General features: G+C 62.9%; 6 protein-coding genes. All 6 read right to left on the reverse strand.

Annotated features, from left to right (window positions below; genetic code table 11):
* The coding region (locus ABSG20_RS23705; RefSeq protein WP_423866937.1) for a methyl-accepting chemotaxis protein at positions 1-2,196 on the reverse strand (2,196 nt) is incomplete at its 3' end.
* A 3-nt stretch (positions 2,197-2,199) separates the two neighbouring features.
* Positions 2,200-4,197 (reverse strand): HAMP domain-containing methyl-accepting chemotaxis protein, encoded by a 1,998-nt coding sequence (locus ABSG20_RS23710; RefSeq protein ID WP_423866938.1) that lies wholly within the window; start codon positions 4,195-4,197, stop codon positions 2,200-2,202.
* Positions 4,198-4,366: 169 nt separating this feature from the next.
* Entirely contained in the window at positions 4,367-4,600 is a 234-nt protein-coding gene (locus ABSG20_RS23715) for a DUF6894 family protein (protein WP_423866942.1), read from the reverse strand.
* A gap of 182 nt (positions 4,601-4,782) precedes the next feature.
* On the reverse strand, positions 4,783-5,376 hold the full coding sequence (locus ABSG20_RS23720; RefSeq protein WP_423866939.1) for a hypothetical protein: 594 nt from the start codon (positions 5,374-5,376) through the stop codon (positions 4,783-4,785).
* A gap of 115 nt (positions 5,377-5,491) precedes the next feature.
* A complete protein-coding gene (acuI, locus tag ABSG20_RS23725) occupies positions 5,492-6,478 on the reverse strand; it encodes an acrylyl-CoA reductase (NADPH) (protein ID WP_423866940.1) in 987 nt (328 codons plus the stop codon).
* A gap of 32 nt (positions 6,479-6,510) precedes the next feature.
* Positions 6,511-7,776 (reverse strand): MFS transporter, encoded by a 1,266-nt coding sequence (locus tag ABSG20_RS23730; RefSeq protein WP_423866941.1) that lies wholly within the window; start codon positions 7,774-7,776, stop codon positions 6,511-6,513.
* Positions 7,777-8,190 lie beyond the last annotated feature (414 nt).

Below are 8,190 nucleotides of genomic sequence, written 5' to 3' on the forward strand. Positions count from 1 at the left end.
GATGGATGTCGTGCTTGAACTCTGGCGAGCGACGACACCCTGCAGCTTCGATGCCAGGCCCTCGACGGCAAGGACAACGGGCGCATCGATTTCGGCGCCCGCGATCGCCTCCGAAAGCTCGGCCCCACCCTCGGAAAGATCGTGAACGACAACCTTGCGGCTTGTGCCCCGATACTCGACCGTGCCCTGACAATCGATTTCGGTCCGGGTAAACGCGCGCCGGTCGGCATCGGCCGTCGAGGTCCGGACCACGCGCACCAGCGTCCGCTGCAGGCCTTCGACCTTGCCGGCGACTTCCGCCGCGACGTCGCGGATTTCGGTGGCGCGCTTTCCGGTTTCGACAGCCTCACTGGATACATTGGCGATCTGTTGGGTAACCTCGCGCGAGGCCGCTGACGATTCCTCGACCGTCTGCGATATCTCACGGGTGACCGCATTTTGCTTTTCGATCGCCGCCGCTGTTACCGATGCGTTCGATTCGACGTTGCGGATGACCTCGCCGATCGCACTGATCGAGGCCACCGACTCCTGCGTGGCCTGCTGAATCTCCGTGATCTGCTGCGCGATCTCGCTGGTCGCCTTGGCGGTCTGCTCCGCCAGCGATTTGACTTCGGAGGCAACCACGGCAAAGCCGCGTCCCGCTTCGCCGGCACGGGCCGCTTCGATGGTGGCGTTGAGCGCCAGCAGATTGGTCTGGCTGGCAATTTCGCTGATCAGGTTTGTCACCGCGCCCACCTTGCCCGCGGCCTCCGAGAGCTTGGCGATGGTGGCCTGCGCCTTGGTTGATGCCGCCACCGCTTCGCTCGTGAGTGTTCGCGACGAACTGATCTGAAGGGCTATTTCGGCAATGGATGTGTTGAGCTGCGATGCGGCGGTCGTCAGCGTGCGCGAATTGGCCAGCGCCTGCTCGGCCGCGGCAGCCACGCTGCTGCTGTTGTGCGCGAGCGCCACCGCACTCTCGCTCATTCGCGCGGCGTTGACGGCCAACCGCTCCGTGCCTGCCGAAACCTCCCCGACCGCGGTACTGGTCTCGCGCTCCACCGCCGCGGCTATGGCCTGAACGGCGGTAACTTTTTCCCGCAGCTGCCGTTGCCCCAGTTCATCCTGAACGGCGCGCAGCCGCGCGGCCTCGCTCATATTGAGCTTGAAGACCTCGACGGCACCGGCCATCTCGCCAATTTCGTCCCCGCGGTCGAGGCCGGGTATACCGCCTGCGAAATCGCCGCCTGCAAGCCGGGTCATGGCACGAACCATGGCCGAAAGCGCCTTCGAGATCGAACGGCCGATCAGGAATGACGTTGCGCTCACCATGATGATCGTCAAGCCAAGCGCGATCAGCATACCCAGCCCAATGGAATCGCGCGTCGCCGCCTCGGCCGCCTCGGCATCATCATGGTGCCGTTCGACGCCCTGCTGGATCTCGGCAATGACCGGTTCGATGTCGTGAAATTCCATCGACATCGCGGTGCCAAGACGCGCGACTTCCTGCGCGCCGTCGGCCCAGGCCAGGAAATCCGTTTGATACTTTTGAAGCTTCTGGGCGATATCGGCCTTCACGTTCGGCGTCATATCGGCGCCGGCCAGCTTTTTCGAGAATTCCGTGGCGGTCTCTTTCAGTTCGCCAACATATTTCAGGTCGCGCCGCAGCATGAAGTCCTTTTCATGCCGGCGCATCATCAGCATTCCGCTGGTCAGCCTCGGATCGTCGCTCTCCTTGAGCTTGGCTTCGATATCGTGCACCGCGTTGCGCAACGATCCCGACAACCCCAGTGTCTCGTTAAGGCCGAGCTTGACCTCGGCTTCGGCAAGCGCGCCGAAATCCGCCACATAGGCGTCGAAGCCGCTGTGCGCGATGTCGATCTTTTCTGCGACGTCATTGAAGCCGCTTGAGCGCGCCAGAGTTTTCAGCTGCCCAAGATCGCGGTCGACCGCGGCGGCCAACTCGACATGGTGTTTCGAATATGACAAATCCCGGCGCAGCTGAAAGTCCTTTTCGGCGCGCCGCGCCTGCAGCATTTCCAGCGAAACCTGCTTATTGAGATCGGAAATCGCGCGGGCGGCGTTCGCGATGCTACGCGATCCGTCCCGTGACCAGCTGCCGACCTGATAGATGGCGCCAAACGCCAGCAGCCCAACGAGACCAACCACGCCGATGCCCGCGATCTTGTGGGTCAGGCGGATGGAAAAACCGCTCATGTTTCAGGCCGCCCTCACCGAATTCAGGAAGCGGCCAACTTCGAGCTTGAGGCGGTTGCTGTCGCCGGACAGCGACTTCGCCGCGGCGAGGACCTGCGAGGAGGCCGAGCCGGTCTCGCTGGCGCCGCGCTGCACGTCGGTGATGTGGTTCGAGACCTGCTGGGTGCCTTGCGCCGCCTGCTGCACGTTGCGGGCAATCTCCTGGGTCGCCGCGCCCTGCTCTTCCACCGCGGCGGCGATGGTCGAAGAGATCTCCGACAATTTCTCGATGGTGCCGCTGATCTCCTGGATCGCGCCGACCGACTCCTTCGTCGCCGCCTGGATGCCGGTGATCTGCTGGCCGATCTCGCCGGTCGCCTTGGCGGTCTGCTCCGCCAGTGCTTTCACTTCCGAGGCCACCACGGCAAAACCGCGGCCGGCCTCGCCGGCGCGCGCTGCCTCGATGGTGGCGTTCAACGCCAGCAGATTGGTCTGTCCGGCGATGGTATTGATGAGTTCGACCACGTCGCCGATCCGGCTGGCCGCCTTCGACAATTCGCTGACGCGGTCGTTGGTCCGGCGCGCCTGATCGACAGCCTCGTTGGCCATCCGCGCCGATTCCTGGACCTGGCGGCTGATCTCGTTGACCGACGATGTCAATTCCTCGGTGGCCGAGGCCACCGACTGCACATTGGTGGAGGCTTCTTCCGACGCCGAAGCGACCCTGGAGGTGATCTCCTGGGCGTGCGCCGCGGTCGAGGTCAGCGTGCCGGCCGAAGCCTCGAGTTGCGAGGCGGCCGAGGACACCGTCTCGATAATTCCACCCACCGCGCCTTCGAAATCGTTGGCGAGCTTGATCATATCGGCCCTGCGCTGCTGGGCGCCGACCTGATCCTGCCTGCTCTTGGCTTCGGCCTCGTCGCGGGCCTTCTCCGCGGCCTTGATCTTGAAGGTCTCGACCGCCTGCGCCATGTCGCCGACTTCGTCCGCGCGGTCGAGCCCTGGAAGAACCACGCCGAAATTGCCGGCGGCAAGTTCTTTCATGCCGGCGGTGAGGCCTGATAATGGGCCGATAATGCCGCGCGCGATAACGACTGCGATCAACAGACCGAGCATGGCCGCCAGCCCGCCGATCATCTTCTGCATCGTGACGGTGTTGGCAATGCGTTCATCGGTCTCGACGGCCGTCTTCTGGAAAGTCAACCCCATCCCGTCTTTCACGGCATCCATTTTGCCGATCGCGGCCACGCTCAGCGGGGCGATGCTCTTGTAGAGCAACTCGTCCCCGAGCACGAGACTGGTTCCGGCCTTGTCAAATGCGTCGGCATATCTGGTGACGTCCGCCTTGACGTCCTTCAACAGCGCCGCAAGATTCGCCGGCAATTTGGCGCTTGCGAGCGCCTCGATCTGCTGCGAAGCCTTTGCGGTATTTTTCTGGAAGGTCACCATGCCCTTGGGATCGCGCGTCGCCAGCATGCGCCAGTTTGCGATCCGGACCAGAAGGACCTTGGCCTCAAGGCTTCCCGCCTCCTTAACAAACTCGGTCTTATCAGCGGCGTCGACGAATTTCTGCACGTCTTCCGCCATCCTGTCGCCGTCGGTGAACAGCAGCTTGCGGCTCGCCTGCATCTGGGTGACCGCATCGCGAAGGGCAGCACGCTTCTGCTTCAGCTCGGCGATATCCTTGGCGACGTCACCAAGGGCCGCGCGCCGTTCGTCGGAAATCGTTGTCTTGATCGCCTCCTCGACGATTTCAGTTGTCTTGGACAAACGCGTCTCGGACTCGGCGAAGGAGGCTTCGTCCTGGTCGAAGATATACCGCAACAGGCTGCGGCGGATGGCCTGAAGTTCGGTCGCGATTTCGCCGACCCGGATCGAATTGGTCGACTGCAGCTTCATGGCCGCGGACTGCGAGCGGATTTCCCCGAGTTGCCATACCGCAAAACCAGTAAGCGTCACGCAGAACAGCACCAGCGCGCCAAATCCGCCATAGAGCCGGCCACGAATTCGGAGATTGAACATGAAATGGGTCCTTGCGACTGCAGCGGGTTGACACCGCCTTTGCGCTCGAAGCGCTTGGTGGCTGCGTTTCCCTTCAAGCCCTAGCCAATCGTTCTCACCCCGGCGTTAATGCAGGTTGGTACAAGTACGGAGCAGCGAGCGATATTCACCGAGCGGCGCCGCGCTCAGTTCAACTTATGCTCTCGGCCACCAGACGGATTTTGAAGACGGGCTTTTTGGCCTCGTCCAACAGCTCCATCTGCCATTCCGCGCCTTGCTGCAGGTTCCGTGCGATGCCGGCAACGAAATCGCCGCAAACCCTGGTCATTTCGGCAAAGGCCAGGTCGCGGCTGTCGAATTCCGACGGCTGATCGGAAGCGCTGGAATAGCTGCCATGGCTAATTCGGAAAAAATACAGTGCCATGACTAAGCCCATGTGCTCGGCCATCCCCGGCCTTTTTGCCCGCGCCAGATTGATCGGGACAAGCTACCAACACATGAAATTGACCAGCCGTAGCATTACGGCATGGTGGCACCGGCACGGGCTGCTTCAGCCGCATGGCGATGCCCTGGCCGTGCGCGGCACGCTCGGCCCGAGCGGCCCGGTCAATCGGTCGAGTGGCGAAGTTCCGGAGCCGTTTCCGATTTTACCGGCTCAGGCTCGGACTTGGCTGGCTCAATCGTGGTGCTCTCGACGTGCGGGGTCTCGACGCGCGCGGTTACTTCGGCCCGCGATGCATCGCCCGCGCGGGCCTGCTCCGGCGGATGCAGCGATTGCGGCCGCGCCACCGCCCGCGCCATCAGCATCTGGGCTCCGCCCTGGTGCCGGAAATCGCAATAGGCGAAGCCCATGCCGGAGACCGAGCCGCGGAAGCTGCGTTCGTCTTTCTTGTCGAGATTGAAGCACGGCTCGAACGGCAGGCCCTTGATCGACGCGCAAACGGCCTGGCCCCGGATCTGAAGGGTATTGCTGGGCAGCCGCAGATGGCGAATGGGACCGGAACCATTGAATTGCACCGCGCCGGCCGCTCCCATGTCGTCGAGCAACCGGCCCGCGCCGCGGGTTCCATCGAAGCAGGTAAACGCGAAAACCTTGCCGGCCACGAACCTGCGGGCCTCCTCGGCATTCATCTGTCCGGCCAAAGCTGGCCCGATCACCGCGCCGGCGGTAAGGGCTGCGAACACGAAACGCACAAGCATGCTGAAACTCCGACTTACCGACCGAGCGCGGGCACCGCCTGAAAACTTTACCCGCTGCTTACCATACCAACCAGGGCAACATTGGAGCAGCTTGGTTGGTAAAGTCTGAACATGCTCAGAGAATTTTGACCACAACCCGGCCGCGAACTTGCCCGGCGATGATCTTGGCGGCGGCCGCAATGACCTCGTCGATACCAATTTCATGAGTAATTTCAGTCAGTTTTGCCGGATCGAGGTCGCCGGCGAGCCGGTTCCAGGCGGTTTTTCGCAAGCCCATCGGGCACATCACGGAATCGATGCCCAGAAGACACACTCCACGCAAAATAAACGGCGCGACCGAGGCCGGCAGGTCCATGCCGGCGGCAAGCCCGCAGGCGGCGACCGCGCCGCGGTATTTTGTCATTGAAAGCACATTGGCAAGCGTGGTCGAGCCGACGCTGTCGATCCCGCCCGCCCAGCGTTCTCTGGCCAGCGGCTTGGCGGGTCCCGACAACTCATTGCGATCGATCACCTCGGCGGCCCCGAGGCCTTTCAGGTAGTTCGCCTCCGAAACCCGCCCGGTCGAGGCGATGACGTGGTAGCCGAGCTTCGACAGCAGCGCCGTCGCCACCGAGCCGACGCCGCCGGCGGCGCCGGTAACGACCATGGGGCCATGGTTCGGCGTCAGACCTTGCTGCTCCAGCGCCAGCACCGCCAGCATGGCCGTAAAACCGGCGGTGCCGATCGCCATCGCATCGCGCATCGACATGGCATCGGGCAGGCGTACCAGCCAATCGCCCTTGACCCGGGCCTTCTCGGCGTAGGCGCCAAGATGGGTCTCGCCCATGCCCCAGCCGGTGCAGATCACCTTGTCGCCGGCCTTCCAGTGCGGATGTGTCGACTGCTCGACGGTGCCAGCGAGGTCAATGCCCGCGATCATCGGAAAGCGCCGCACCACCGGCGCCTTGCCGGTGACGGCGAGACCATCCTTGTAGTTCAGGTCGGACCACTCGACCCGAATGGTGACGTCGCCGTCCATCAATTCGGCTTCGTCGAACTGCGTCAGCGCGGCTGCCGTGCCTTTTTCCGCCTTGTCGATCCTGATCGCCTTGAATGTTCCCAACGCCGCCCCCCAACTTTCTGGTGGTGAATTTCTCAACCTTGAACGGTCCAGGCCGGTTGCGCAACCGGACGTTCCACCGGCGCCTCGACGATCGGCAGGTTGATCAGCGCCGACAGCACGCCGAACAGCACCGACAGCCACCAGATCGAGGTGTAAGACCCGAACTTCTCGAACACGATGCCGCCCAGCAGCACGCCGAGGAAGCCGCCGACCTGATGGCTGAAGAAGGCAAAGCCGTACAGCGTCGCCAGCCAGCGCGTGCCGAACATCAGGGCGACGAGGCTGGAAGTCGGCGGCACTGTCGACAGCCAGGTCAGGCCGGTGATGACGCCAAACGCGATCGCGGAAAACGTCGTGATCGGGAACGAAATAAACGCGACGATCGACATCGCACGCACAAAATAGATCGCCGACAGGATGTAGCGCTTAGGCAACCGGTTCTGCAGCCATCCGACACCGAGCGAGCCTATGATATTGAACAGGCCGATGGTGGCGATCACCCAGCCGCCGGTTTGCGCGGCCATGCCGCGGTCGACGAGGTAGGCCGGCAGATGCACGGTAATGAAGGCGAGTTGGAACCCGCAGGTAAAGAAGCCGAGCACCAGCAGCACATACGAGCGATGGCCGAAAGCCTCGGCGAGCGCATGCCTGAAGGTCTGCTGCTCCGTCACGGACATGGGGCGCGCGGTCGATGGCGGCGTTGCCAGCACCAGCGACAGCGGCACCACCAGCAGCATCAGACCGGCAAAAACCATCAGGGCGGGCTGCCAGCCGAAATTGTCGAGCATCGCAACGCCGAACGGCGCAAACACGAATTGCCCGAACGACCCCGCCGCGGTGCCGGCGCCCAGCGCAAGGCTGCGCCATTGCAGTGGGAGAAGTTTTCCGAACGCCGACAAAACCAGATTGAACGAGCAGCCGGACAATCCGAAGCCGATCAGGACCCCGGCGCTGAGGTCGAGCGACAGCGGCGTGGCGGCATGGCGCATGGCGATCAGGCCCGCGGCATACATCAGCGCGCCGATGGAGATCACGCGCACACTTCCGAACCGATCGGCGATGGCGCCTGATATCGGCTGGCCCATTCCCCACAAGAGATTCTGGATCGCCAGCGCGAGGCCGAACACGTCGCGGCCCCACGAGAAATCCCGGCTCATCGGCTGCATGAAAAAGCCGAAGGTGGAGCGCGGCCCGAAGGTCAGCATGCCGATCAGGCAACCGCAGACGATGATCACGAGCGGCGTTCGCCAGATCGCTGCTGTGGGAAGTCCGCCCAGATCGCCCTCGGTCGCGGCCATGCTATTTCCTTGATGGTTGCAGCTCGATCAAATGACGACCACGCGCCTGGGAAGTGTGAAGGCCACCCGGAGATCGATGCCAGGCGAAGTTAAAGCATCGGCATGAAAATCCCAACCGGGACATAAGCAGAAGCCGCCCGCGCAAAGCAGCCCTGCGTTTTGAGATGATCCTTGAGTCGGTGGGCACGCCATCGGTTCGCGCATTTGCGCGACCCGGTTGTTTTGCCCACAAATTTCTGATGCACGTTTCAAACCCGAGCAAGAATGCTCTGAGATCGTCATTGCGAGCGTTCGCGAAGCAATCCAGCTTTGACGCCGTGGAGAGAAAGCTGGTAGAGTAGGAGTGTGGCGCAGTGAACTTTAGGCCCAGCATATCTGTTACCGCCCCTTTCGTTTGGCGGTGCCTTAGCGGCT

Origin of the sequence: Bradyrhizobium sp., from assembly GCF_049512235.1 — a bacterium.
In the GTDB taxonomy this organism is placed as follows: Bacteria; Pseudomonadota; Alphaproteobacteria; order Rhizobiales; family Xanthobacteraceae; genus Bradyrhizobium.